This is a genomic window from Bradyrhizobium sp. MI1.3 (assembly GCF_055811695.1).
Genome location: NZ_JBVVPQ010000011.1, coordinates 1 through 24,907 on the forward strand (window position 1 = coordinate 1; position 24,907 = coordinate 24,907).

Here is a 24,907-nt window from a genome sequence, read left to right on the forward strand (position 1 = left end):
CCCCCCCCCCCCCCCCCCCCCCACCCCCCCCCCCCCCCCCCCCCCCCCCCCCCCCCCCCCCCCCCCCCCCCCCCCCCGGCCACACTTTCCGGACAAGACCCATGAATGCGCCGGTGACACGGCGGGATGCCATCCTCGGCATCGCCGCCGCGGCCACATCATTCGCCGTCCCTTCGATCCTGCGCGCGCAATCGGCGGGCCGCGTCGTCGTGGTCGGCGGCGGTTTTGGCGGCGCCGCGTGCGCCCGCGCGCTGAAGCGCGCGCAGGCAAACTTGCAAATCATCCTGATCGAACCCAATGCGGTCTTCACCTCCTGCCCCTTCAGCAACGAGGTGATTGCCGGCCTGCGCGACATCGAATCTCAGCAATTTGGCTATGACAAGGTCGCCGCCGAGGGCGTCACGGTGATCAGCCAGGCCGTAACCACAATCGAGCCGCAACTGCGCAGCGTCGTGACGGCCGATGGCGTAGCGCTACCCTATGACCGTCTCGTCCTCTCTCCTGGCATCGACTTCCATTTCGAAGCCCTGCCCGGCTACGACGACGCGGCATCAGAAAAAATGCCGCACGCCTGGAAGGCCGGCGCACAGACGCTGCTGCTGCGTCGCCAATTGGAGGCAATGCCGGACGGCGGCACCGTCGCCATTGCGATCCCCGCCAATCCCTCGCGCTGTCCGCCGGCGCCTTACGAGCGCGCCAGCCTGATCGCGCATTACCTGAAAACGAAGAAGCCACGCTCAAAGGTCTTGATCCTCGACGCCAAGGACAGCTTCTCCCAGCAGCGACTGTTCGAGAGGGCGTGGAAAGAGCTGTACGGCGATATGATCGAACGCATCGGGCTGTCGCAAGGCGGCCGCGTGACCTCGATCGATCCCGCGACAAAGACCATCGTCACCGAGTTCGGCAATTACACGCCTGACGTCGCCAACGTCGTCCCGCCGCAGCGAGCGGGACGCATCGCCGAGATCGCGGGCGCTGCGGATGCCACCGGCTGGTGCCCGATCGATCCCGTTACCTTCGAATCGAAACTTGTCCAGAACATCCACGTCATCGGCGATGCCTGCCTCGGCGGGGGCATTCCCAAGTCGGCATCCGCGGCAAGCGCACAGGGCAAGGCCTGCGCTGCCGCGATCGTGAACCTCCTTGCCGGCCGCGCACCAGACACGCCGCGACTGACAGGCGTCTGCTACAACATCGTCGCACCCGGCTACGGCTTTTCACTCGCGGGCAAGTACCAGCCCAGGGGCGACATCTTCGCCGAGGTCGAGGGCGGAGCGACCAGCCCCGTCGATGCGCCGCGCGAATTGCGCGCCCGCGAGGCGGCTGAAGCCGAGCGCTGGTTTCAAACCATTACGGCGGACACCTTTGGCTAGAGCATTGGTCCATATCGCAGCGCTGATCGCCGCAAGTGTTGCCGGCGCTGCTAACGCGGACGAGCTTGTGCCCTACAACGTCGTCGGCGACGGCATCGCGGAATCGCTCACCGGCGCGCCCGGCGATGCCGCGCGCGGGCGCGCGCTCGTGCTCGCGCGCACGACGACCTGCATCCTCTGCCATTCCGGTCCCTTCCCCGAAACCCGGTTCCAGGGCGACCTCGCGCCAGACCTCTCGGGTGCGGGGAACCGCTGGACGGTGAGCCAGTTGCGGCTTCGACTGGTCGATGCGGCGCGCTTCAACCCTGAGACCATCATGCCGTCCTATTATCGCACCGACCACCTCGTGCGGGTCGGGCGAAATTTCGCCGGCAAACCGATCTTGTCCGCCGCCGAGATCGAGGACATCGTGGCTTTTCTTGCAACGCTTCGGGACTAGGACTGTTCATGCCAACCACGCGACGACGATTCGTGACTCTTGCCGGAAGCGTGACGTTCGCCGGGACGATCCCGATCCTCACGCTGCGGCCGCTCGAGGCGACACCGGCGATGCTCACCGCCGCGATCCGCAACGTCGTCGGCGAAGCACCTGTCCGCACCGGCAAGGTGAAGCTCGACATTCCGCCGCTGGTCGAGAACGGCAACACGGTGCCGCTGACCGTGAGCGTCGCGAGCCCAATGACGGCGGACGACTACGTCAAGAGCATTCACGTCTTCAACGAGAAGAACCCGCAGCCGAACATCGGCAACTTCCATCTCGGCCCCTCCTCCGGCCGCGCCCAAATCTCGACCCGGATTCGGCTCGCCGACACCCAGAAGGTGGTGGCGATCGCGCGCCTTTCCGACGACACGTTCTGGCAGGTCACGACCGAAATCGTCGTGACGCTGGCCGCCTGCACCGAGGAGATGAATTGATGGCTGCGCTCATCAACGTTCCCACGAAAGCCAGACGCGGCGAAATCATCGAGATCCGCACGTTGACCTCGCACATCATGGAGACCGGCTTCCGCCACACCGCGGATGGGGCGCTGGTACCGCGCGACATCATCACGAGCTTTACGTGCCGCTATAACGGCACCGAGATTTTTCGCGCCGATCTCTTTCCGGCGATTGCGGCCAATCCCTATCTGTCGTTCTTCACGGTCGCGAAGGAGAGCGGCAAGTTCGAGTTCGAGTGGATCGGCGATAACGGTTATTCGTCCAGCGCATCGGCGTCGATCACGGTCGAATGAGTTTTTGGCGCACGATCTCGGCCGCGGCGCTCCTCGCCACCGGCCCTGCCCTGCTCGCCGGCGAGATTCTGCCGGACGCGCGCCGCTCCGGCTATTCGTTCATGGGGCCCGACACCCGCGCGATGCAGGATGACGACACCTCAAATCCCGGGATGCTGTTCGTGCTCGATGGTGAGGCGTTGTGGACGAAGAGGACCGGCAGCGCCGACAAGGCCTGTGCGGATTGCCATGGCGATGCACGCGGCAGCATGAAAGGCGTCGCCGCGCGCTATCCGGCTTTCGACAAGGCGCTGGCGCGCCCCGTCACGCTCGACCAGCGCATTAATCTGTGCCGCAGCAATCATCAGCAGGCATCGGCGCTCCCCTACGAGAGCCGCGACCTGCTGGCCCTGTCCGCCTTCGTCGCGCACCAATCGCGCGGCGCTGCGATCACGGCTGGCGACGACCCGCAACTGAAGCCATTCGTCGAACAGGGCCGCGACCTCTTCATGCAGCGCGAGGGCCAGCTCAACCTTGCCTGCACCAATTGCCACGACGACAATTTCGACAAGCGACTTGCCGGCGCGCCGATCACGCAGGGACAGCCGACCGGCTATCCGCTTTATCGCCTGGAATGGCAGACGCTGGGATCGCTGGAGCGCCGGCTACGCAGCTGCATGACAGGTGTCCGCGCCCAGGCCTATGATTTCGGCGCGCCCGAGCTGGTCGCGCTCGAACTCTATCTGATGTCGCGAGCGCATGGCTTGCCGATGGAAACGCCGGCCGTGCGGCCCTGAATTCCACAGATTAGGGCTAGGCAGACGCGGAACGGCCGCTAGTATCCGCCCAAATTGAGTCACAGGGAGGGACCTAAAGTGGTCAACCACAAAATCTCGCGTCGTACGCTCTTGACCGGCACGGCCGCAGCTGGAGCGCTCGGCCTGACGGGAATGCCGGCGCGCGCCGAGGTGAACTGGAAGAAATACGCAGGGACCAAGCTTGAGGTGATCCTCGCCAAGGGGCCCCGCGGCGACAACCTGCAAAAATACGTCAAGGAGTTCACCGAGCTCACCGGCATCCAGGTCGAAGCGGAGCAGATTCCCGAGCAGCAGCAGCGCCAGAAGGTGGTGATCGAGTTCACCTCGGGCCGTCCGAGCTTCGACGTCGTCCATCTCAGCTACCACGTGCAGAAGCGGCAGTTCGAGAAGGCCGGCTGGCTCGCCGACTTGACCCCCTTCATGAAGGACCCGGCGCTGACCGCCCCCGATCTCGTCGAGAGCGACTTCTCGGCCGCGGGCCTGCAATACGCCAGGAACGACAAGGGCCAGATGCTGTCGCTGCCGTGGTCGGTCGATTATTTCATCCTCTATTACAACAAGGAGCTGTTCGAGAAGAAGGGCGTCGCCGTTCCCAAGACCCTCGATGAGATGGCTGCGGCGGCCGAGAAGCTCACCGATACCAAGGAAGGCATCTACGGCTTTGTCGGGCGCGGCTTGCGCAACGCCAACATGGCGATGTGGAGCAACTTCTTCCTCAACTATGGCGGAGAATTCCTCGACGCCAAGGGCAACATCCTGACCGACGGTCCGGAAGCCATTGCCGCGACCAAGCTGTATCAGACGCTCCTGACCAAATCGGCACCTCCAGGCGTCGCCGGCTTTAACTGGATGGAGTCGATGGCCTCGTTCACGCAAGGCCGATCCGCGATGTGGATCGACGGCGTCGGCTGGGCGCCGCCGCTGGAAGATCCGGCTGCCTCGCGCGTTGTCGGCAAAGTCGGCTACACCGTCGTGCCCGCCGGCCCCAAGGGACAATATTCCTCGACCTATGGCGACGGCATCGGCGTTGCCGCTGCGAGCAAGAACAAGGAAGCCGCCTATCTGCTCTGCCAATGGGTGGTCTCGAAAACGCAAGGAGCGCGGCTGCTGCAGGCCGGCGGCGGCGTCCCGTTCCGCAACTCGATCCTTGGCGATGCCGAGGTCCAGAAGGGCGTCAAGACCAAGGAGTGGCTGCAATCGGTGATCGATTCCGGCAAGATCAGCAAGCTGGGCCTGCCCGTCGTGATCCCGGTCGCCGAATTCCGCGACATCGTCGGCGCGGCCGTCACTGCGACCTTGTCCGGCGCCGATCCTGCCGCCGAGCTGAAGAAGGCCAACGATCAGTACCGGCCGATCCTGGAGCGTAGCGAGAAGGCGTGAGTGCGTTGACACAATCGACTCCGGGCGCGGCACAGTCTGATGTCGCGCCGGAGAAAGAGTTGCGGCCGCCGTCGTACTGGCCGTTCGTGGTGCCGGCGCTGGTCGTCGTGATCGCGATCATCATCTTCCCGTGGGTCTTCACGATCTGGATGAGCCTGAACGAGTGGAAGGTCGGCTCCTCGACCACCTTCGTCGGGTTGTCCAATTATCTGCGGCTGACGAGCGATCCCCGCTTCATCGAGGCCGTCGGACATACACTGGTCTACACCATATTGTCCGTGCTGCTGCCGCTCGTGCTCGGCACGTTTGCGGCCGTGGTGTTTCACCAGAAATTTCCCGGCCGCGGCTTTCTGCGCGGCGTCTTCATCATGCCGATGATGGCGACGCCGGTGGCGATCGCGCTGGTCTGGACCATGATGTTCCACCCGCAACTCGGCGTGCTGAACTATCTGCTGTCACTGGTCGGAATCCCTGCGCAGCTCTGGGTATTCCATCCCGCGACCGTCATTCCTTCGCTGGTACTGGTCGAGACCTGGCAATGGACGCCGCTGGTCATGCTGATCGTGCTCGGCGGCCTCGCCGCGATCCCGACCGAGCCTTATGAAAGCGCACAGATCGACGGCGCCAGCATCTGGCAGGTGTTCCGCTTCATCACCCTGCCGCTGATCATGCCGTTCCTGTTCATCGCCGGCATGATCCGCATGATCGACGCCGTGAAGAGCTTCGACATCATTTTCGCAATCACCCAGGGCGGACCGGGATCGGCGTCGGAGACGATCAACATCTATCTCTACAGCGTCGCCTTCTCCTACTACGACCTCGGCTACGGCTCGGCGATTGCTGTCGTGTTCTTCCTGCTGATCGTCCTGCTTGCGGCGGTGATGCTCTACGCGCGCCAGCGCATGCTGTGGACCGAGATCGCGAGCGGCACATGACTCCAAGGCAAATCGTCGGCAAGATCGGCCTGTGGTTCTCGGTGTTCGTCATCGTGTCGCCGGCGATCCTGTTCTTTCTCTGGATGCTGTCGCTGTCGCTCAAATTCGAGATCGACAACGCCGCCTACCCGCCGGTGTTCTTCCCCGAGCATGTCGCCTGGAAGAACTATGCCGACGTGCTCGCCTCCAACCGCTTCCTGACCTATTTCATCAACAGCCTGATCGTGACCGGCAGCGCGACGTTGCTTGCGCTGCTCGTCGGCGTTCCCGCCGGCTACGGCATCGCGCGGATGGCCGCGCACAAATCTGCGATCGTGATCCTGATCGCCCGTATCACGCCGGGATTGTCCTATCTGATCCCGCTGTTTCTCATGTTTCAATGGCTGGGACTGCTCGGCACGCTGGTGCCGCAGATCATCATCCACCTCGTGGTCACGGTGCCGATCGTGATCTGGATCATGATCGGCTATTTCGAAACGACGCCGATGGAGCTGGAAGAAGCAGCCCTCATCGACGGCGCCACGCGCTGGCAGGTCTTTCGGCACGTTGCCCTGCCGATCGCCAAGCCCGGCATCGCCGTCGCCTTCATCCTGGCCGTGATCTTCTCCTGGAACAACTTTGTGTTCGGCATCGTGCTGGCCGGACGCGAGACCCGCACCCTGCCGGTCGCCGTCTACAACATGATTTCGTTCGACCAGTTGAGCTGGGGGCCGCTCGCGGCCGCCGCGCTGATCGTCACCCTCCCGGTGCTGCTGCTGACGGTGTTCGCCCAGCGACAGATCGTCGCCGGGCTCACCGCTGGTGCCGTCAAGGGCGGGTAGCTACTCCGCCGGTGCCGCGCGCATGTCCGCGTGCGGCATGTAAGGCTCGCTCGCGCCGAGCCTGCTGGCCGCGAACAGACCGGCGGCCATCACGGCATAGGCGAACGCGACCGCGGGCGTGACGCCAAATCCGCCGCCGACGCCGACGGCTTCGCCGTGCATGAAGCCGAAGTAAGTCAGGACCGCACCAACCAGCGCGAATGCCGAGGCTTTCTCGAAGTCGCGCTCGATGATGAAGACGCCGATCGCACCCAGGATCAGGCCGCCGAGGATGGAGCCGCCGCCCATCACTTCGAGTCCGTGATAGAACACGCCCTGCTGCGGCAACGCGGCGATCGCGGCAGCCTTGACCGCGTCGGCCTTGTCGGCGGCCATTCCGCCGACGGTCGCAGCCGCGTTCATGGTCGAGCCCAGCATGGTGTCGATCTGGAGCTTGGCCCAGGCGGCCAAATGCGGCGTCAGCGCCAGCACGATCGCGGGCGCGTGCTTGACCGGCGTGGTCTGGAACGCCTGCGCGCCAATGAGCATGCCGATATAGAGCAGGATCGGCGAGATCGCGACGACCGGGACCAGCGCCAGCAGCACCGAGATGATGCCGAACCAGGCCAGCACCACCACCATGATGCCGGTCGCGGCCGAATAGCCGATGCGGCCGCCCATCGCCTTCCAGCCGGGATGGCCGATATAGACGGCGTTGATAAAGGGGTTGCCCATCAGGCAGCCGATCAGGCTGACGATTCCGTCGGCGGTGAGCACGCGCGTGGTCGGATATTCGTCGCCGGCGGCTTCCGCGCTCTCGACATTGTCCATGGCCTCGACGAGATCATAGATGCCGAACGGAATGGCAGTGACCAGGATGACGCCAAGGAATTCGAATCCGGAGAAGACGTAGCCCACCGCCGGGATCGGCACCGAGAAGCCGAAATTCGCGAAGGCATCACTGACGCCCTTGACGCTGAGCCCGCCGAGACCAAGGCCGAACAGGTTCGAGCCCCAGGCGATAACCATGCCCACCGCGATCGCAACGAGACCGGCGGGAATGCCGCGCCAATATTTCACGCCGCCGAACCAGCTCACCAGGATGATGGCGAAGCAGACCAGGCCGATCTGTGGCGTCATGTACATTTCGAGCGCCGGTCGCATCGAGATGAAGGTGACGGAGACGCCGGCGAGCGTACCGAGCAGCGCCGCGCGCGGCGTGATTTTTCGAATGAAAGGCGCAATGAACCCGCCGATCATCAGGATGAAGCTCTGGAAGAACACCCAGACCAGGCCGGCCGACCAGCCCTTGAGCGGATCGCCGGTCTTGATCGTGATCGGCAGCATGATCACGAAGGTGACGATGAACATATGCGGCACGCTGACGCCTGACGGCAACGCACAGACGTCGTTGCGACCGGTCTTCTGCGCGAGACGATAGGCGAGGTACGCGTAGTAGAAGGTGGAAAGGCACATCATCAACCCGAGTGCGGGAAGGATGCGGCCGAACACGAGACTGTCAGGCATCTTCAGGACGAAGCGCAGCAGGCCCGTGAGCACCAGCATGTTGACGAGGATGTTGGTGCCGAAGCCGAAAAACGCGTTCCAGTCGCCCGGTGTCCATAGTGCCGGCTTGAACTCGAAGGTGCCGGCCGTCCCCGTCGTGCTTGTGCTCATGGTGATGCCCCTACGCTGATGTGGAAATCTTCATCGCCTCCAGAACCGCGGCTGAGCTTGCGACCCAGCCGAAGATGCCGCCCTGGGCCTTGATCATCTTCAGGCCCATCTCGTGAAATTCGGGGAAGTAGGACGCGCAGCCGTCCGAGATGACGACGCAGCGATAGCCGCGGTCGTTGGCCTCGCGCACGGTGGTGTTGACACACACTTCGGTGGTGACGCCGCACACCAGCAGATTTTCGATGCCGTATTTCTCCAGCACGTCGGTGAGCTCGGTGGCGTAGAATGCGCCCTTGCCGGGCTTGTCGATCACGATCTCGCTGTCGAGCGGATAGAGTTCCGGGATGATGTCGTGGCCGGCCTCGCCGCGAATGAGAATGCGTCCCATGGGACCGGGGTCGCCGATGCGAAGGGATGGCGCGCCGCGCTCGACTTTCGCCGGCGGCGCGTCGGAGAGATCGGGCAGATGGCCCTCGCGCGTGTGGATCACCAGCATGCCGGTATCCCGCGCGGCCTTCAGCACGGCACCGATCGGCTTCACCGCACGCGCGAGCTGGCTGACGTCGTTGCCCAGCGTCTCGCCGAAACCGCCGGGCTCCATGAAGTCGCGCTGCATGTCGATGATGAGAAGCGCGGTGGCCGGCCAGTCGAGCTTGACCGGCTCCGGTTCGGCGCTGATGACACCCAGTGTCGGCTTGGTTGAGTTCAACATGACTCAAGGCCCCCGCGAGAACTCTCTCTGCAGGAGTTCTGCAAGCGCCATGCCATTGTGTACAATTGCGATTAAGCCGACGGCGCAGGAAAATTTACTGCGCTGTCAGAATGTTATTAGGAAAGCCGGGGTCTGCTTATTCGCTGTGCGGCGGCTTTGCGGCGTGCATTTGCCCAAAGGATGAGCGCTCTCCGTCGTTATTCCGGGGCGATGCGTAACGTCGAACCCGGAATCCATCGGGCGGCTAAACACGCGCTGAAATCGATCCGGGCTCGCGCGACGCGCGCCCCGGAACGACGAAGGTGGCGCTAGCGACCCGCTCCATACAGCCCCCGATGCTCCTCCCCATGGTGCGCGCAAGAGGCCTTCAGCGTCGTCATGTAGAGCGACCTTCAGGTCTTGAGGATCATGGGGTCGCCAGCGGCATGAGTTCGCGAAGACGTCGAGGGCTGTCGGCGCAGCAACGATATCGGCCGTACCGCGCAATACCTCTGCTTGGAGCATCTGGCGCGGGTGGCGCCATGGCCCGATCGGAGCCTCAGCTGTCTCCGTGATCTCAGTGTCGAGCGCGCTTGCAGTCACGATGTCCTCCGCAAGCAAGCCATGACCAGCAGGAGCGCCACGGATGCGGCCAGCGATATTGACTTCGCCTGTGCATGCCTTTGACTGTCACAATTCGCGTCGCGCAGCCGCTCCTCCCTCCCGCAGCGCAAACCCCAAGTCGAAGAAAAGCCAAACAAGAGACGAGGACTTCCGAATGACGCTGATGCAGGTCGAGCTGGACGACAAATACCGGCTCGAATCGAAGCGGATCTTCCTGTCTGGCACGCAGGCGCTGGTCCGCCTGCCCATGTTGCAGCGCGAACGCGACCGGCTTCAGGGCCTCAACACCGGCGGCTTCATCTCGGGCTATCGCGGTTCCCCGCTCGGCATGTACGACCACGCATTGTGGCGCGCGAAGTCACACCTCCAGCAGCACGACATCGCCTTCGTTCCCGGCTTGAACGAGGACCTCGCGGCGACCGCCGTCTGGGGCAGCCAGCAGGTCGGCCTGTTTCCCGGCGCGAAGGTCGATGGCGTGTTCGGCATTTGGTACGGCAAGGGGCCGGGCGTTGATCGCTCGGTCGACGCGCTCAAGCATGCGAATGCCGCCGGCACCTCGCTCAACGGCGGCGTGCTCGCGCTCGCCGGCGACGACCACGGCTGCCAGTCCTCGACACTGGCGCACCAGAGCGAGCAGGTCTTCGCAGCGGCGCTGATCCCTGTGATCAACCCAGCGACACTGCAGGACTATCTTGACCTCGGCCTCTACGGCTTTGCGCTGTCGCGCTTCTCCGGCTGCTGGGTCGGCTTCAAGGCGATCAGCGAGACCGTGGAGAGTTCGGCCTCGATTGACAGCGATCCCGAACGCATCCAGATCAAGCTCCCCAACGATTTCGAGATGCCGCCCGGCGGCCTCAACATCCGCTGGCCCGATCCGCCGCTGGACGCCGAGAGGCGCCTGTTCGGCCCGAAGATGGCGGCGGTGCAGGCCTTTGCGCGTGCCAACCAGCTCGATCGCATCGTGCTCGACTCCAGGCCGGCACGGCTCGGCATCGTCGCGACCGGCAAGGCTTATCTCGATCTGCGGCAGGCGCTGGCCGATCTGGGCATCACCGACAAGGATGCGCAGGATTTGGGCCTGCGCATCTACAAGGTCGCACTGACCTGGCCGCTCGAGGAAACCGGCGCCAAGCGCTTCGCCGAAGGGCTTCAGGACGTGCTGGTGGTCGAGGAGAAGCGCGGTTTCATCGAAGACCAGCTGATGCGCATCCTCTACAACATCGATGCGTCCCGGCGCCCGACCGTGACGGGAAAACGCGACGAGCGAGGCGCGCCGCTATTGCCGAGCGAGGGCGAACTGACGCCGACCGTCGTTGCAGCCGCACTGGTGGCGCGGCTGCGCAAGCTCGGCCACCACAGCCCGGTGCTTGAGCAGCGCCTCGCCCGGCTCGAGGCCTTCGACACTCCTGTTCCGGCCTCCCAGCAAATCAAACTGGCGCGCACGCCATTCTTCTGCTCGGGCTGCCCGCACAACACCTCGACGCGCGTGCCCGAGGGAAGCCGCGCCATGGCCGGCATCGGCTGCCACGGCATGGCCCTGAGCATGCCGACCCGCCGCACCGATCTGATCTCGCATATGGGCGCCGAGGGCGTGAACTGGATCGGACAAGCGCCCTTCACCACCGAGCAGCACATCTTCCAGAACCTCGGCGACGGCACCTACACCCATTCCGGACTGCTTGCCCTTCGCGCGGCATCGGCCGCCGGCATCAGCATCACCTACAAGATCCTCTACAACGACGCCGTCGCGATGACCGGCGGCCAGCCGGCCGAGGGCGGCTTCAACGTTGCCCAGATCGCTCAACAGGTCTGGGCCGAGGGCGTCAAGCGCCTCGCGATCGTCTCCGACGATCCCACCAAGTACCCTGACGGCAATTACTTCCCGCAAGGCGCGACCATCCATCATCGCCGCGAGCTTGACGCCGTTCAGCGCGAGCTGCGCGACATCAAGGGCCTTACGGTCATCGTCTACGACCAGACCTGCGCCGCGGAAAAGCGCCGCCGCCGCAAGCGCGGGCTGTATCCGGATCCCGCCAAGCGCGCCTTCATCAACGAGCTGGTCTGCGAAGGCTGCGGCGACTGCTCGCAAGCCTCGAACTGTGTCTCGGTGCAGCCGCTGGAGACCGAGTTCGGCCGCAAGCGCCAGATCGACCAGTCGAACTGCAACAAGGACTTTTCCTGCGTCGAGGGCTTTTGTCCGAGTTTTGTCACCGTGCATGGCGGCACGCTCAAGCGGATCAAGACATCGACAGTCGACTCAGGCCAGCTGTTTGTCGACCTGCCGCTGCCACCCGCGCGTGAGCTGGACGCCCCCTACAACATCCTTGTCACCGGCATCGGCGGCACCGGTGTCATCACCATCGGCGCGCTGCTCGGCATGGCCGCCCATGTTGACGGCCGCGGCTGCTCGGCGCTGGATTTCACCGGTCTGTCGCAGAAGAACGGCGCGGTGATGAGCCATGTGCGCATCGCCGCGAAGCCGGAAGACATCTCCGCGGTCCGGATCACCACCGGCGGCGCGGACGTCATCCTCGGCTGCGACATGATCGTCTCGGCAGGTCCCTCGGCGCTCAGCCGCGCCGAACGCGGAACCACGAAAGCGTATATCAATGCCGATCTCCAGCCGACCGCGAGCTTCGTGCAAAACCCCGATCTCGATTTCGAGATGGGCACGATGCAGACCGTGCTGCGCGACGCCGTCGGCGACAACAACCTCGACATCATCGACGCCACAGGTATTGCCTCCGCGCTGATGGGCGATTCGATCGCGACAAATCCCTTCATGCTCGGCTTCGCCTTCCAGAAGGGCGCGATCCCGCTGTCGCTGGAAGCGCTGCTCCGCGCCATCGAGATCAACGGCGCCGCGATCGAGATGAACAAGCTCGCCTTCACCTGGGGACGTCTCGCCGCCCACGACATGTCGCGGGTGCGCAGCGTTCTGCAGTTCAGGAGCCGGGCCTCCACGCCGGCGAAGTCGCTCGACGACATCATCGCGACGCGCGCCGAGTTTTTGACCGGCTATCAGGACAAGGCCTACGCGGACCGCTACCTCGCGGCCGTTGCCAAGGTGCGGAAGGCGGAGAAGGCGGTCTCGCCGTCATCCACGGAGTTGACCGAAGCTGTCGCGAAAAACCTGTTCAAGCTGATGTCCTACAAGGACGAGTACGAGGTCGCGCGGCTCTACACCGACGGCAGCTTCTCCAAGAAGGTCTCGGAGAAATTCGACGGCGACTTCAAGCTGAAGTTCTATCTGGCCCCGCCGATCTTCGCACAGCGCGACAAGACCACCGGACATCTCCAGAAGAAGGAATTCGGCGGCTGGATGATCCACGCCTTCCGCGTGCTGGCCAAACTGAAATTCCTCCGCGGCGGCGCGTTCGATCCGTTCGGCCGCACCGAGGAGCGCCGGACCGAGCGGAAGCTGGTCGCGGATTATCTCGACATGATCGATCAGCGGATCGCCGGGCTGAAAGCGGAGCAGATCCCGCTATTGGCGAGGCTCGCGCGGCTGCCGGAGACGATCCGCGGCTTCGGGCATATCAAAGAAGCCAACATCAAGGTGGCGGCGGCGGAGAAGGCGCGGCTGGAAGCGGAACTGGAGAACAGCCGCTTTGCGGTGGCGGCGGAGTAGCGGAAGACTGGTGCTACATTCTCGGTGTCATCGCCCGCGAAGGCGGGCGATCCAGTACTCCGAGGCGGTTGTGATTAGTCCGATGGGCTGCGGCGTACTGGATGCCCCGCCTTCGCGGGGCATGACAGCGGTGGGGATGGTTAAACTGAGGCTGTGGCCGTGCCCATCGCTGCCACACTCCCCTCCGCCAGATGCCTTCCCGCGATGTAGCCGAATGTCAGCGCCGGCCCGAGCGCGATGCCCGGCCCGGGGCAATTGCCGTTCATGATCGAGCCCATGTCGTTGCCGCAGGCGTAGAGGCCCGTAACCGGCGTGCCATCCTCGCGCAACACGCGCGCCTGGGCATCGACCTTCATGCCGATCGCCGTGCCGAGATCGGCTGGATAGATGCGCATCGCAAAGAACGGCGCGCAGAGGATGGGCGCGACGCAGGGGTTCGGCTTATGGCTGATATCGCCGAGATATCGCTGATAGATGGTGCTGCCGCGACCGAATTCCGGATCTCGGCCGTCCTTCGCATCGGAATTGTAGTTTGCGATCGTCGCCGCGAGTGTCGACGGCTTGATGCCGATCCTCGCTGCGAGCTGCGCGATATCAGCGGCCTCGATTAACTCGCCGCCCGCCGCATAGCGCCTGATATTGCGCGTGAACGGCCTGATACGGCCTAGGCCGTAGCTCCACAGGAACGGACGGTCGCAGATCAGATAGAACGGCCGGTCCGGGTCGCCATTGCCATCGCGCAGCATGGCGAGCACGAACTCGTGGTACGACAGCGCCTCGTTGACGAAGCGCCGGCCGGCTGCATTGACCGCGATCACGCCGGGCTTGGCGCGGTCGGTCACAATGTGCGGGAAAACGCCTCGGCTCCCATCGGCGCGCCGGAACAGCGAGGCCGGCACCCAATAGGCCGGGCTCGTCGCATCCGTATTGAGCGCGGCGCCGGTTGCAGTCGCAAGGCGGAGCCCGTCGCCAGTAGCGGACGTGTGGGTCGCCGAGATGAATCCGGCCGCGGGTGGGAAGAAGTGTTTTCGCAAGGTCGCGTCGTGCGAAAAGCCGCCGGTCGCGAGCACCACACCGCGCCGCGCGGCGATCAGGCGATCGCGCGAGCCATGACGGATAATTACACCGCCGACGCGCTCGCCCTGCATAGACAGGCCTTCGACGTCCGCGCTAAAGAGGATCTCAACCTGCCGCGCCAGCAGCGAGGCATACAGCCGTGCGGCGAGCGCATTGCCGAGATGCAGCGTCGTGCCGCGCGAGCTCCGCAGCCGCTGCCACGCATACTCCGAAACCAGCCGCATCGCGCGAACAGTCGAGCGCAGCGATCTTCCGGCCCGGCGCAGATGCGGGATGTCGAGGCGGTTGACCATCATCCCGCCGAATCGCGTGAACTCCGGCAGCGGTGCGCGCAGCCGCGCGAAATGCGCGCCCAGCCGCGTGCCGTCGAAGACGACCGGCTCGAGCACGCGCCCGCCCGCGGTCGCGCCCAGCCGCTCCAGATAATAGTCCGGACAGGCTTTCACCGGCTGGAGGCGCACTTGCGTGTTGGCTTCGAGATAGGCGACCGCCTCCGGTCCGCGCGCGAGGAAGGCGGCGCGCAGGCCCGCATGGGCGAGCTCGGGCACTGTGCTCGACAAATATTGCACGGCGTCCGTGACGCTGTCGGCGAGCCCCGCCTCTTTCATCTTGGCATTGGCGGGAATCCAGACCATGCCATCGGACCACGCGGTGGTGCCGCCGACGAAGGCGGTCTTCTCGATCACCAACACGCGCAGGCCTTCGGCGGCGGCGACGGCCGCGGCCGTTATGCCACCGGCGCCGGCGCCGACGACAATGACATCGTAGGTCTCATGCGCCGGCATCATGCGGCGGGGTTCCCGAAGCGAGCCATGACACCGTCATACCCCGCTTGGGCGCCCGCACGCTAGCGCGCCGGCTTGCGCTCGACCGGGTCGATCTCGATCGCCCGCAGGCGGCCGAGCCGCAGCACGTCCATAGCCAGCCGCCGGCCGATCCGGTCGCGGTCGAGCACACGGATCAGATCGTCCACGCCGTTGATCTCGACGCCGTCGAGGCCGATCACGACATCGCCGGACAACAGGCCCGCCTTCGCCGCCGGCCCGTCCGGCTCGATCTGCGCCAGCAGCGCGCCCATTTTGTTCTCGACGCCGGCCAGCACCGCGTGCCGCCGCGGGATCGGCGCGGTCTGGCCGGCCACGCCGATATAGGCGCGACGGACATAGCCGTGGCGGATGATCTCCGACAGCACGAACTGCGCGGTGTTGCTGGCGACCGCAAAGCAGATCCCTTGCGCGCCATTGATGATCGCGGTGTTGATGCCGATCACCTCGGCATTCGACGACACCAGCGGCCCGCCCGAATTTCCGGGATTGAGCGCAGCATCGGTCTGGATCACGTCCTCGATGGTGCGGCCACTGACCGAGCGGATCGAGCGCCCGAGCGCCGAGACCACGCCGGCAGTGACGGTCGATTCAAAGCCGAGCGGATTGCCGATCGCGATGACGAGCTGGCCGCGCCGCAAGGTCTTGGAGTTGCCGAGCGCCGCATAGGGCAAGTCCCGCACACCGTTGGCGCGAAGCAACGCAAGATCAGTGTCGGGATCGACGCCGAGCACCCGGGCGTCGCCGACATGGCCCTCAACGTCGCGTAGCCGGATCTCCTTCGACGAGCCGACCACGTGGCTATTGGTGAGAACGAGCCCGTCCGGCGAGATCACGATGCCCGAGCCGAGCCCGCCGCGCTCGCGGCCGTTCGGCACTTTTGGTCCCGTCTCGACGCGCACGACGGCTGGACCGACGCGCTCGGTCACGTCGATTACGGCATTGGAATAGGCGTCCAGCAGGGCCCGGTCATCGACCGGAGCGGCCGCTTCCGTTCGCGATGACGCGGCGCCATCGACGATATCTGAGGTGAAATCCAGCATGATAGGAGTCCTTGAGGCTCACACAGATGGTGGCCTGCTCCGTCAGGCGCAAGGGACCCGTCCGGGGCGCAAGGCTGGACTGCCCAGGTGGCTAGGGCACTCGCCGCAGCGTGCCTGCCCTTGCCTTGACCGGATCGAGCAGCGACCAGTCGCCGTCCGGGAGCACGTAGCCCTTGGGAAAAGGTGCGCGCAGTTCGAGACCGAGCGAGCGCAGCACCCGATCGTCGCGGTAGTAGCATTGCAGCACCACGCGGACGAGCGTGGCCGCAGCCGCACCGCCGGAACTGCGAAACTCCTGCGCCACCGCATCGCGCTTCGCCGCATCGAGCTCAGTCAACGGCTGGCCCGCGAGCCGCGCCAGATAGTCCAGCGCCGCCACCACCAATTCGGCGTCACGTCCGAGCGTCGCCAGCATGTCGGCCTGGATCGCGGGGTCGTCGGCGCCCGGCACCTTGTACTCATCGCTCGCGGGAACGATCATCGCGGCGATGGTGCGGAGGTCGTCGCGCTGGGCGCGTGTCAGTTGATTGTCTGCGGACATGACGGCCTCAGTCAAAGAGGTTGGCGAGGCGCTGCTTCATCTGGTCGGCGATGTAGAGCGCGAGGGCCTGAATGGTGGACGTTGGATTCACGCCGCCCGAGGTGACGAAGATGCTGCCGTCGACGATGAAGAGGTTCTTCACGTCGTGCGTGCGGCCCCATTCGTTGACGACGGAGCGTTCGGGATCGGTGCCCATGCGTGCCGTGCCGAGCAGGTGCCAGCCGCCCCAGGGGATCGGCGAGTTGACGCAGATGTCGGTCGCTCCCGCCGTTTCGAGAATCTCGCGGCCGCGCGCCAGCGCATGCTCCATCATCTTGCGGCTGTTCTCGCTGATCGTGTAATTGATCTTCGGCGCGGGAATGCCGTGGCCATCCTTCAAGACCGGATCGAGCGTGACTTGGTTGTGCTCCTCCGGCAGGTCCTCGCAAATCGCGGAAAAGCCGAGCCGGTGGCCGTTGAGCTTGCGGAAGATGCGGTGATGATCGGCGCCCCACGGCAAAATGCCCTTCTGCTCGCTGACGACAGCCTCGAACACCGGCCCGGCGCCGCGCACGAACTGGACGCCGTAGCCGCGCACGAAGCCGCGCGAGAGGTCCGTGTCATACCATTCCTTGCTCCACAGGCAGGTCGGCGGCGCGCGGTTGCTATCGGTCGGCTCCTTCACATAGCCGTAGATCTGCGCATAGGGATGGAACATCAGGTTCTTGCCGACGAGGCCCGACGAATTGGCAAGCCCGTTCGGAAAGCGGTTCGACGCCGAGTTCAGCAGCAGTCGCGGCGTGCCGACGCCGTTGCAGGCGATGATGACGACATGCGCCGGCTGGAACTGCTCGACGCCGTCCTTGTCGTAGTAGACCACGCCGGTGGCCATGCCGTTCTCGTCCGTGGTGATCTCGCGCACCCGGCAGTGCGTACGCAGCTCGACGCCAGCGCGGACCGCGTGCGGCCAATAGGTGATGTCCGTCGAGGATTTAGCGCCTTGCGCGCAGGCCGGCGTGCAATGGCCGAGATTGATGCAGCGCGCGCGGCCCTCGTAGTCCATGGTCGCGACCGTCGTGTCCGAGGGCCACCAGTGCCAGCCGAGCTTGTTCATGGCCTTGCCGATGATCGCACCGGACAATCCGAGCGGCTGTTGCGGCATCGGCGGATGCGTCAGCGGTGACAGCGGGTCACCCGACAGGCCGGACGTGCCCATCATCCGGTCGTTCTCTTCGAAGAACGGGGTCAGTGCGTCGTAGTCGATCGGCCAGTCGTCCGCGACGCCGTCGAGCGTCCTCACCTTGAAATCGGAAGGATGCAACCGCGGCCAGTGCGCGGTGTACATCACCGTCGAGCCGCCGACCGCATTGTAGTTGACGACCTTGATCGGCGAATTGTCGTCGTTGATCGGATAGTCCTCGGGCCGGCCGCGGACGTTGGGGCTGGACGACCACTCGCCGTAGAACTTGGCCTCCCAGTCCCGGCCCGTGCTGGGATATTCCGCCGGGTTCATCCAGCCGCCCTGCTCCAGGCAGAGAATGTGCATCTTGGTCTCGGCCAGTGACCACGCCACCGCCGCGCCTGAAGCGCCGGCGCCGATGATCAGGACGTCCACGGGGTCTTTCATCGCGAAATTTTCCTCCCTTCGCCGCTTCCCGGGCGATTCGGCCTCCGCTCTGCAAGGCCGGCGAACGATAGGATCAGAGCTACGGCCGAGTAAAGCCACGAGGCCGGAATGTCGCACTTCGCGGGGCGCAGACCATTGGTATCGCCACATCCGGATGCTAGGAACAAGGCGCACGAGCCATCGATAGCGAGACCTTATGTCCTTCCGAAACTCCTTTGCCAGCGCCCGCGCTTTTGCGTTCGTTTCCTTTCTCGCCCTGTCCGGATTTCTGGGCACCACCGGCCCCGCCTCCGCGCTGACCGCCGCAGCGACGGTCCGCGACGGCAACGCCATTCAGCTCGGCGACGTCACCTATCGTCTCGACGGCGTCGACGCACCCGAGCTGGACCAGGTCTGCATCGACGATCACGCCGATCCCTGGACCTGCGGCATCGAGGCCCGAGATCAGCTCGCCAAGCTGATTGGCAAGCGATCGGTGCGTTGCGACGATGTCGGACCGGAAAAGAGTTTCGGCAAGCGGCACCGCGCGATCTGCACGGCCGAAGGCGACAAGACCAGCTTGAACGAGCAGCTGGTCAAGCTCGGCTATGCCATTGCCCGCGAGCCGGTCAAGGCGAACGTCAAGTCGGCCGCGGCCGACGCAAAATCGACCTCGGCCGGAATTTGGAAGGGCTGCTTTGTCGCACCGCAAGAATTCCGCACCGGCAAGAAGGATGGCGCGCTGCTGGGCGCCGCCTGCCGCGCCGACCGCGACAAGGAGATTCGCGCGGCGTTATTTCCCGAGGATCTGACGATGCCGCCGAGCTGTGGCATCAAGGGCAAGCTTGCGGTGCGCGCGCGCGTGACCGGCAATATCGGCATCTACCATTTACGGGGCTGCCCGAGCTACCCCGCGACCACCAAGCCGGATCGCTGGTTCTGCTCGGAAGACGACGCCCAGGCTGCGGGCTTCCGCAAGGCCTACAATTGCCGACGGCCGAAATGACGAAGCTCATCACGCAGCCGTGAGCGCAAGCCGGAGACAGTATTCATCCGGAATTGAACTCCATCGAGAGTTTCTGCATTTGTAAGCGTACGCGAGCGCTTTGCGCGAGCGTTTCCTTGGCGGCAATCCGGCTCTGGCCCGATTGCTTTGCTCGGGCGTTTCCTCCCTAGACTTGGGCCGCTTGTCACAACAAGCGGCTCTTCTTTTTTGCATAATGCGCTAGCGGCGCATTGGCATGATCTGATCCATGGCTGGCATGTTCGCATTCAGATGCGCCATGATCCAGACGGTGCCACCGACCACCAGGAACACGACCAGCAGCCCGAAGGCGAGCGCCAGCACGTTGTTGGTGTTATCGGGGCCGGTGGTGATGTGCAGGAAGAACACAAGGTGCACGCCCATTTGCGCGATCGCCAGCACGATCAGCGCGACGGGAATGGAAGGCTGCCAGACCAGATCCGTGCCGGCGATGAAGAACGAGGTCGCCGTCAGCAGCAGCGCAAGCACGAGACCGACCACATAGCCGAGAATCCTGGTGCCGACACTGTGTTGCTCTTCCTCGCCCGGCGCGAGGTCGTGTTCGGTCCGCATATGTGCCTGATCGCTCATACGCCGCTCCCAAGCAAATAGACGACGGAGAAGACCCCGACCCAGACAATGTCGAGTGCATGCCAGAACAACGCAAAGCACATCATCCGGCGCAGCACGTCGGCACGAAAACCCTTTGCGAAGACCTGGGCCATCATGGTGAGGAGCCACAATATGCCGGCCGAGACGTGGAGGCCGTGGCAGCCGACCAGGGAGAAAAACGCAGTCAGGAACGCGCTGCGCGATGGGCCATAGCCTCGCGCGACGAGATCGGCGAACTCGCGAAACTCGATGACCAGAAAGATGAGGCCGAGCAAACACGTCACGGCCATCCCGAGATAGAACCAGAGCCGGTTGCGCACATCGGCCGCGATACTCGCCATGCCACAGGTGAAGCTCGACAGCAGCAGGCAGACCGTCTCGATCGCGACGTTTCGCTGCTCGAATATCTCCGAACCCTTCGGGCCGCCGGCGGTCTGGTCAGACAGCACCGCATAGGCCGCAAAGAAGCAGGAGAACATCACGATGTCGGAGAGCAGGAAGATCCAGAAGCCATAGGCGGTCACGATTCGCTTCGGCGCCGGGCCGGGATGCTCGATGACGAGCCCGATGTGGTGGGGATCGGCGTGCGCACGGCCGGCGGTCGCGGTCATTGACATCAGACTGTCCCCGCCATGCTGACAAGACTGCGCCGCTCCTCGAGATTGACGCGGTCTATCGCCGCGACTTCCTCGGCCGGAATGACGTATTCGTCATGGTCGCGCCAGGCGAACACGACGAAGGTCGCGAACGCTCCGATACCGCCCAAAATCACCATCCACCAGATGTGCCAGATCAGCGCAAAGCCCATGACCGTGGCGAAGAACGCGCAGACGAACCCGGTCGGCGAGTTCCTGGGCATCTCGATGTCACGATACTCGGGCGCATCATGCTGGAGCGATTGCTGCTTGGCATGGGCCTTCAGATCCCAATAGGCATCCTCGCCGCGCACATCGGGATTGAAAGCGAAGTTGAAGACCGGCGGCGGCGACGACGTCGCCCATTCCAGCGAGCGGCCGTCCCAGGGATCGCCAGTGTGGTCGCGCAGGGCCTCGCGGTTGCGGATGCTGACCACGAGCTGCATGATCTGGCAGATCACGCCGATCGTCAGCACGGCCATGCCAACGGCTGCAACCAGCATCCAGGGCCGCCACGCCGCGACGTCATAGTGCTGCATGCGCCGCGTCATGCCCAGCATGCCGGCGACGTAGAGCGGGATGAAGGTGACATAGAAGCCGAGGAAAGTGAACCAGAACGCGAGCTTGCCCCAGCGGTCGTTGAGGCGAAAGCCGAACGCCTTCGGAAACCAGTATTCGAAGCCGGCGAAGGCGCCGAACAGCACGCCGCCGATGATGACGTTGTGGAAGTGCGCGACCAGGAACATGCTGTTGTGGAGGATGAAATCGGCCGGCGGCACCGCGACCAGCACGCCCGTCAATCCGCCGATAATGAAGGTGACCATGAAGCCTATCGACCACAGCATCGGCGTCTCGAAGCGGATGCGGCCGCCATACATCGTGAACAGCCAGTTGTAGATCTTCACCCCGGTCGGTATCGCGATGATCATGCTGGCGATGCCGAAGATGGCGTTGACGTCGGGGCCCGCGCCCATCGTGAAGAAGTGATGCAGCCAGACCATGAAGGAGATGACGCAGATCGCCATGGTCGCCAGCACCATCGAACGATAGCCGAACAGCGCCTTGCCGGAGAAGGTCGAAACCACCTCGGAGAAGATGCCGAAGGCCGGCAACACCAGGATATAGACCTCGGGATGTCCCCAGGCCCAGATCAGGTTCATGAACATCATGACATTGCCGCCGGCCTCGTTGGTGAAGAAGTGGAAGCCGAGATAGCGGTCGAGCAGCAGCATCGCGAGGGTGGCGGTCAAAATCGGGAAGGCCGCGACGATGAGAAGATTCGAGGCCAACGTGGTCCAGCAGAACATCGGCATGCGCAGATAGTTCATGCCTTTGGTGCGCAGCTTCAGCACCGTCGTCACGAGATTGATACCGGCCACCAGCGTGCCGACGCCGGATATCTGCAGCGACCACGCGTAATAGTCGACACCGACGCCCGGCGAGTAGGACAGTTCCGACAGCGGTGGAAACGCGAGCCAGCCGGTGCGGGCGAACTCGCCAATCACGAGCGAGAGATTGACCAGCAGCGCACCGGTCGCTGTCAGCCAGAAGCCGACCGAATTGAGCGTCGGGAAAGCGACATCCCGCACGCCAAGCTGGAGCGGCACGATGAGATTCATCAGCCCGATGACGAACGGCATCGCCACGAAGAAGATCATGATGGTGCCGTGCGCGGAGAATATCTGGTTGTAGTGCTCCGGTGGCAGATAGCCCTGCGACTGGTAGGCGACAGCCTGCTGGATCCGCATCATGATGGCGTCACTGCCGCCGCGCAGCAGCATCACCGACGCCAGCAGGATATACATCACGCCGATCCGCTTGTGATCGACGCTGGTGATCCACTCGTGCCAGAGATAGGGCAGATGTCCCTTCACCACGACCCAGGCCAGCACGGCGAGAATCCCGACCAACACCACGGCGCCCGCGATCAGCGGTATAGGCTGGTCGAACGGGATCGCCGACCAGTCGAGTTTACCGAGCATCATGGCCTCCACTTTGCGCACGGCCTGCTTCAGATGCGAGCTCCGGGCCCGGCCCCGGCGGAATGTGCTGGGTCGCGATCAGGTCGAACAGCCGGGGATCGTCGAGCCGGTAGGTCGGCCTGCCCTTCTCGACGCCCTGCTGCATCAGCTTCTTGTAGCTGTCCTCATTGAGGACGGCATCGCTTTTCGCCGTGGTCGCCACCCAATCCGGAAAGGCGAGCGGCGAGATCACGTTGACGTCGAACATCATGTCCGGAAACCCGTCGCCGGAGAAATGGGCCGACAGGCCCTGCAGCTTGCCCTCGTTGTCGGCGCGCAGGTTCAGCTTCGTCACCATTCCGTTCATGGTGTAGATCATGCTGCCGAGCTGCGGGATGAAGAACGTGTTCATCACGCTTGACGACGTCAACTGGAAATTCAGTTCGGCGCCCGCCGGCACCGTCAGGGTGTTGACGGTGGCGATGCGCTGGTCCGGATAGATGAACAACCATTTCCAGTCGAGCGAGACGGCCTGAATGCGGACCGGGCTGCCGGTGCCAGGCACGGGTGCTGCGGGATCGAGCTGATGCGAGCCGATCCAGGCGACGCCGCCGAGCAGGATCACGGTGAGCGCGGGGATCGCCCACACCACCATTTCCACCCGCCCGGAATAGACGAAGTCCGGCTGAAATTTTGCTTTCGGATTCGAGGCGCGAAACCAGAATGCAAAAGCCAGGATCGCGAAAATGGTCGGCACCACGATCGCGAGCATGATGAAGACGGAATCGACCAGGATGGTGCTGTTGGCCGCAGCCACAGGCCCTTGTGGATCGAGCAGATTCATCGGCAAGCCACTGGCGGTTGGGAAGCCCCGGGACAGAGCCTAACGTGGGAACGGCTCCGGCAGCAAACGCGATCGTGTGAGGTCGGTTCCTAACGGGGCAGGTCGATCGTTCGCCCTTCTCGCGCGGCGGCATGCAATTCCATGCGATGTCAATGACATGAAAGCTGGAGCCCGGCCCTTCTCTCCGCTCGGGGCGATTGCTAGAGTGCACGAAAATATTCGGGATGAACGACATGCAGGGGCTCGAGGACGATCCCGGTCTCGCCGGCAAGGTGGCGCTGGTCACCGGCGGCGGCGCTGCGGGCGACGGCATTGGCAACGGCCGCGCGGCCGCAATTCTGCTGGCCCGCGCCGGCGCCAAAGTTCTGGTGGCCGATCGCGAGCTCAAGCTCGCTGAACGAACCGTCGAGATGATCGCAGCCGAAGGCGGCACGGCCGCGGCGCATGGCGGTGACGTCACCAGCGAGAGCGATTGCAGGACGCTGGTCGAAGCCACGCTTGACCATTGGGGCCGGCTCGATTTCCTCGACAACAATGTGGGCATCGGCAGCCGCGGCAGCGTGGTGGACGAAGCGCCCGAGCAGTATCGCCGCGTCATGCAGGTCAATGTCGAGAGCATGTTCCTGCTCTCCAAACACGCGATCCCTGCGATGATCAAGACCGCGCGGGGCGGCGCGATCGTCAACATCTCGTCGATCTCGGCGCTGCGGCCGCGCGGGCTCACGAGCTACACGACATCGAAGGCCGCCATCATCGGTCTCACCCGCGCGATGGCGGTCGATCACGGCCGCGACAACATCCGCGTCAACTGCATCTGCCCCGGGCCGATGTACACGCCGATGGTCTATGGCCGCGGCATGAGCGAACAGGCGCGCGCTCAGCGGGCCAAGGCGTCTTTGCTGAAAACGGAAGGCACCGGCTGGGACGTCGGCCACGCCGTCAAATTCCTGCTCAGCAATTTTGCGCGCTATATCACCGGACAGGTGCTGCTGGTGGACGGCGGGGTGACGCTGCAAGCGCCCGAACGCGAGTCACAAGAACACTAGCAAGGAAGGAAACACAGGGATGGCCCGCCTGCCCTATCTCGAGGCCGACCAGGTCGCGCCCGAATATCGCGACATGCTCAAGCGCAACACCAATTTGCACAAGCTGTTGGTCAACTCGCCGGAGATGGCGCGCGCCTTCAACGGCATCGGCGGATACATTCGCTTCAAGAGCAAGCTCGACCCGCGCCTGCGGGAGCTTGCGATCCTCCAGGTCGGCTGGATGGAGAAATCGGAATACGAGTTCACTCACCACGTGAAGATCGGCAAGGAGTTCGGCGTCACCGACGATGACATCGCCGGCCTGATGGCTGAGACCGACGGCAAACCCTCGACGCTCGAGCCACAGGCGAAGGCGATCCTGAAAGGTGCCCGCGAGATGGTACGCGAGCTCGCGATGTCGGACGCAACCTTTACCGAGATCAGGCAGCATCTCTCGGACGAGCACATGGTCGACCTCGTGCTGACCATCGCCTTCTATTGCGGCGTGGTGCGCGTGCTCGCCACCATGAAGATCGACAACGAGCCATATTACAAAGAGGTACTCCAGCAGTACCCGATCCCGGGAGTGAACTGAC

The 24,907-nt window shown here is 64.3% G+C and carries 22 protein-coding genes; 12 read left to right on the top strand and 10 right to left on the bottom strand.

Features of this window, described 5'->3' with window-relative positions:
- The first annotated feature begins 101 nt into the window (after positions 1-101).
- The 8 genes from AC0L3A_RS10230 (at position 102) to AC0L3A_RS10265 (ending at position 6,538) form a co-directional block, all read left to right on the top strand.
- Complete coding sequence (locus tag AC0L3A_RS10230) at positions 102-1,373, top strand: FCSD flavin-binding domain-containing protein (protein WP_473254291.1); 1,272 nt, start codon at positions 102-104, stop codon at positions 1,371-1,373.
- Positions 1,366-1,812: a sulfur oxidation c-type cytochrome SoxX gene (gene soxX, locus AC0L3A_RS10235; protein ID WP_007594053.1), complete on the top strand. Its 447-nt coding sequence runs from the start codon at positions 1,366-1,368 to the stop codon at positions 1,810-1,812. The genes AC0L3A_RS10230 and soxX overlap by 8 nt, the downstream gene beginning before the upstream one ends.
- Before the next feature lie 8 nt (positions 1,813-1,820).
- Positions 1,821-2,288, top strand: a complete 468-nt coding sequence (locus AC0L3A_RS10240; protein WP_473254292.1) for a SoxY-related AACIE arm protein — start codon at positions 1,821-1,823, stop codon at positions 2,286-2,288.
- Positions 2,288-2,605, top strand: coding sequence for a thiosulfate oxidation carrier complex protein SoxZ (gene soxZ, locus AC0L3A_RS10245; protein WP_219682779.1), 318 nt, complete (start codon positions 2,288-2,290; stop codon positions 2,603-2,605). Before AC0L3A_RS10240 ends, soxZ begins: the two co-directional genes overlap by 1 nt.
- Complete coding sequence (soxA, locus tag AC0L3A_RS10250; protein ID WP_473254293.1) at positions 2,602-3,381, top strand: sulfur oxidation c-type cytochrome SoxA; 780 nt, start codon at positions 2,602-2,604, stop codon at positions 3,379-3,381. The genes soxZ and soxA overlap by 4 nt, the downstream gene beginning before the upstream one ends.
- Positions 3,382-3,459: 78 nt before the next feature.
- Complete coding sequence (locus AC0L3A_RS10255) at positions 3,460-4,782, top strand: ABC transporter substrate-binding protein (protein ID WP_219682781.1); 1,323 nt, start codon at positions 3,460-3,462, stop codon at positions 4,780-4,782.
- Complete coding sequence (locus AC0L3A_RS10260) at positions 4,779-5,717, top strand: carbohydrate ABC transporter permease (RefSeq protein WP_473254294.1); 939 nt, start codon at positions 4,779-4,781, stop codon at positions 5,715-5,717. Before AC0L3A_RS10255 ends, AC0L3A_RS10260 begins: the two co-directional genes overlap by 4 nt.
- Positions 5,714-6,538, top strand: coding sequence for a carbohydrate ABC transporter permease (locus tag AC0L3A_RS10265; protein ID WP_219682782.1), 825 nt, complete (start codon positions 5,714-5,716; stop codon positions 6,536-6,538). The genes AC0L3A_RS10260 and AC0L3A_RS10265 overlap by 4 nt, the downstream gene beginning before the upstream one ends.
- On the opposite strand, the gene AC0L3A_RS10270 is transcribed toward AC0L3A_RS10265, so the two are convergent.
- On the bottom strand, positions 6,539-8,194 hold the full coding sequence (locus AC0L3A_RS10270) for a regulator (RefSeq protein WP_473254295.1): 1,656 nt from the start codon (positions 8,192-8,194) through the stop codon (positions 6,539-6,541).
- Between the two features lie 10 nt (positions 8,195-8,204).
- The gene (locus AC0L3A_RS10275; RefSeq protein WP_007594065.1) at positions 8,205-8,906 is read right to left on the bottom strand and encodes a cysteine hydrolase family protein; all 702 of its coding nucleotides are present in this window, start codon (positions 8,904-8,906) and stop codon (positions 8,205-8,207) included.
- A gap of 757 nt (positions 8,907-9,663) precedes the next feature.
- On the opposite strand from AC0L3A_RS10275, the gene AC0L3A_RS10280 reads away from it, so the two are divergent.
- Positions 9,664-13,140, top strand: a complete 3,477-nt coding sequence (locus tag AC0L3A_RS10280) for an indolepyruvate ferredoxin oxidoreductase family protein (RefSeq protein WP_473254296.1) — start codon at positions 9,664-9,666, stop codon at positions 13,138-13,140.
- A 140-nt stretch (positions 13,141-13,280) separates the two neighbouring features.
- On the opposite strand, the gene AC0L3A_RS10285 is transcribed toward AC0L3A_RS10280, so the two are convergent.
- The 4 genes from AC0L3A_RS10285 to AC0L3A_RS10300 form a co-directional block, all read right to left on the bottom strand.
- The gene (locus tag AC0L3A_RS10285; RefSeq protein WP_473254297.1) at positions 13,281-15,005 is read right to left on the bottom strand and encodes an FAD-dependent oxidoreductase; all 1,725 of its coding nucleotides are present in this window, start codon (positions 15,003-15,005) and stop codon (positions 13,281-13,283) included.
- Between the two features lie 59 nt (positions 15,006-15,064).
- Positions 15,065-16,084: a S1C family serine protease gene (locus AC0L3A_RS10290; RefSeq protein ID WP_354129412.1), complete on the bottom strand. Its 1,020-nt coding sequence runs from the start codon at positions 16,082-16,084 to the stop codon at positions 15,065-15,067.
- 91 nt (positions 16,085-16,175) lie between these two features.
- Positions 16,176-16,625, bottom strand: coding sequence for a gluconate 2-dehydrogenase subunit 3 family protein (locus AC0L3A_RS10295; RefSeq protein WP_473254298.1), 450 nt, complete (start codon positions 16,623-16,625; stop codon positions 16,176-16,178).
- A 7-nt stretch (positions 16,626-16,632) separates the two neighbouring features.
- Positions 16,633-18,231, bottom strand: a complete 1,599-nt coding sequence (locus tag AC0L3A_RS10300; protein WP_354129414.1) for a GMC family oxidoreductase — start codon at positions 18,229-18,231, stop codon at positions 16,633-16,635.
- 196 nt (positions 18,232-18,427) lie between these two features.
- Here AC0L3A_RS10300 and AC0L3A_RS10305 point away from each other — a divergent pair, with 196 nt between their 5' ends.
- Complete coding sequence (locus tag AC0L3A_RS10305; protein WP_007594078.1) at positions 18,428-19,216, top strand: thermonuclease family protein; 789 nt, start codon at positions 18,428-18,430, stop codon at positions 19,214-19,216.
- Between the two features lie 219 nt (positions 19,217-19,435).
- Here the strand turns inward: AC0L3A_RS10305 and cyoD are convergent, their stop codons facing one another.
- The 4 genes from cyoD to AC0L3A_RS10325 are packed head-to-tail and all read right to left on the bottom strand — an operon-like array spanning position 19,436 to position 23,286.
- Positions 19,436-19,825 carry a cytochrome o ubiquinol oxidase subunit IV gene (gene cyoD / locus AC0L3A_RS10310; RefSeq protein ID WP_007594086.1) on the bottom strand — a complete coding sequence of 130 codons (390 nt, stop codon included), beginning with the start codon at positions 19,823-19,825 and terminating at the stop codon, positions 19,436-19,438.
- Positions 19,822-20,463, bottom strand: coding sequence for a cytochrome (ubi)quinol oxidase subunit III (locus AC0L3A_RS10315; protein ID WP_473254299.1), 642 nt, complete (start codon positions 20,461-20,463; stop codon positions 19,822-19,824). The genes cyoD and AC0L3A_RS10315 overlap by 4 nt, the downstream gene beginning before the upstream one ends.
- A complete protein-coding gene (cyoB, locus tag AC0L3A_RS10320) occupies positions 20,463-22,463 on the bottom strand; it encodes a cytochrome o ubiquinol oxidase subunit I (protein ID WP_473254360.1) in 2,001 nt (666 codons plus the stop codon). The genes AC0L3A_RS10315 and cyoB overlap by 1 nt, the downstream gene beginning before the upstream one ends.
- Complete coding sequence (locus AC0L3A_RS10325) at positions 22,453-23,286, bottom strand: cytochrome ubiquinol oxidase subunit II family protein (protein WP_354129416.1); 834 nt, start codon at positions 23,284-23,286, stop codon at positions 22,453-22,455. The genes cyoB and AC0L3A_RS10325 overlap by 11 nt, the downstream gene beginning before the upstream one ends.
- A gap of 224 nt (positions 23,287-23,510) precedes the next feature.
- On the opposite strand from AC0L3A_RS10325, the gene AC0L3A_RS10330 reads away from it, so the two are divergent.
- Both AC0L3A_RS10330 and AC0L3A_RS10335 read left to right on the top strand, forming a co-directional pair.
- On the top strand, positions 23,511-24,332 hold the full coding sequence (locus AC0L3A_RS10330) for an SDR family NAD(P)-dependent oxidoreductase (RefSeq protein ID WP_246649457.1): 822 nt from the start codon (positions 23,511-23,513) through the stop codon (positions 24,330-24,332).
- 19 nt (positions 24,333-24,351) lie between these two features.
- Positions 24,352-24,906: a carboxymuconolactone decarboxylase family protein gene (locus AC0L3A_RS10335; protein ID WP_007594091.1), complete on the top strand. Its 555-nt coding sequence runs from the start codon at positions 24,352-24,354 to the stop codon at positions 24,904-24,906.
- Position 24,907 lies beyond the last annotated feature (1 nt).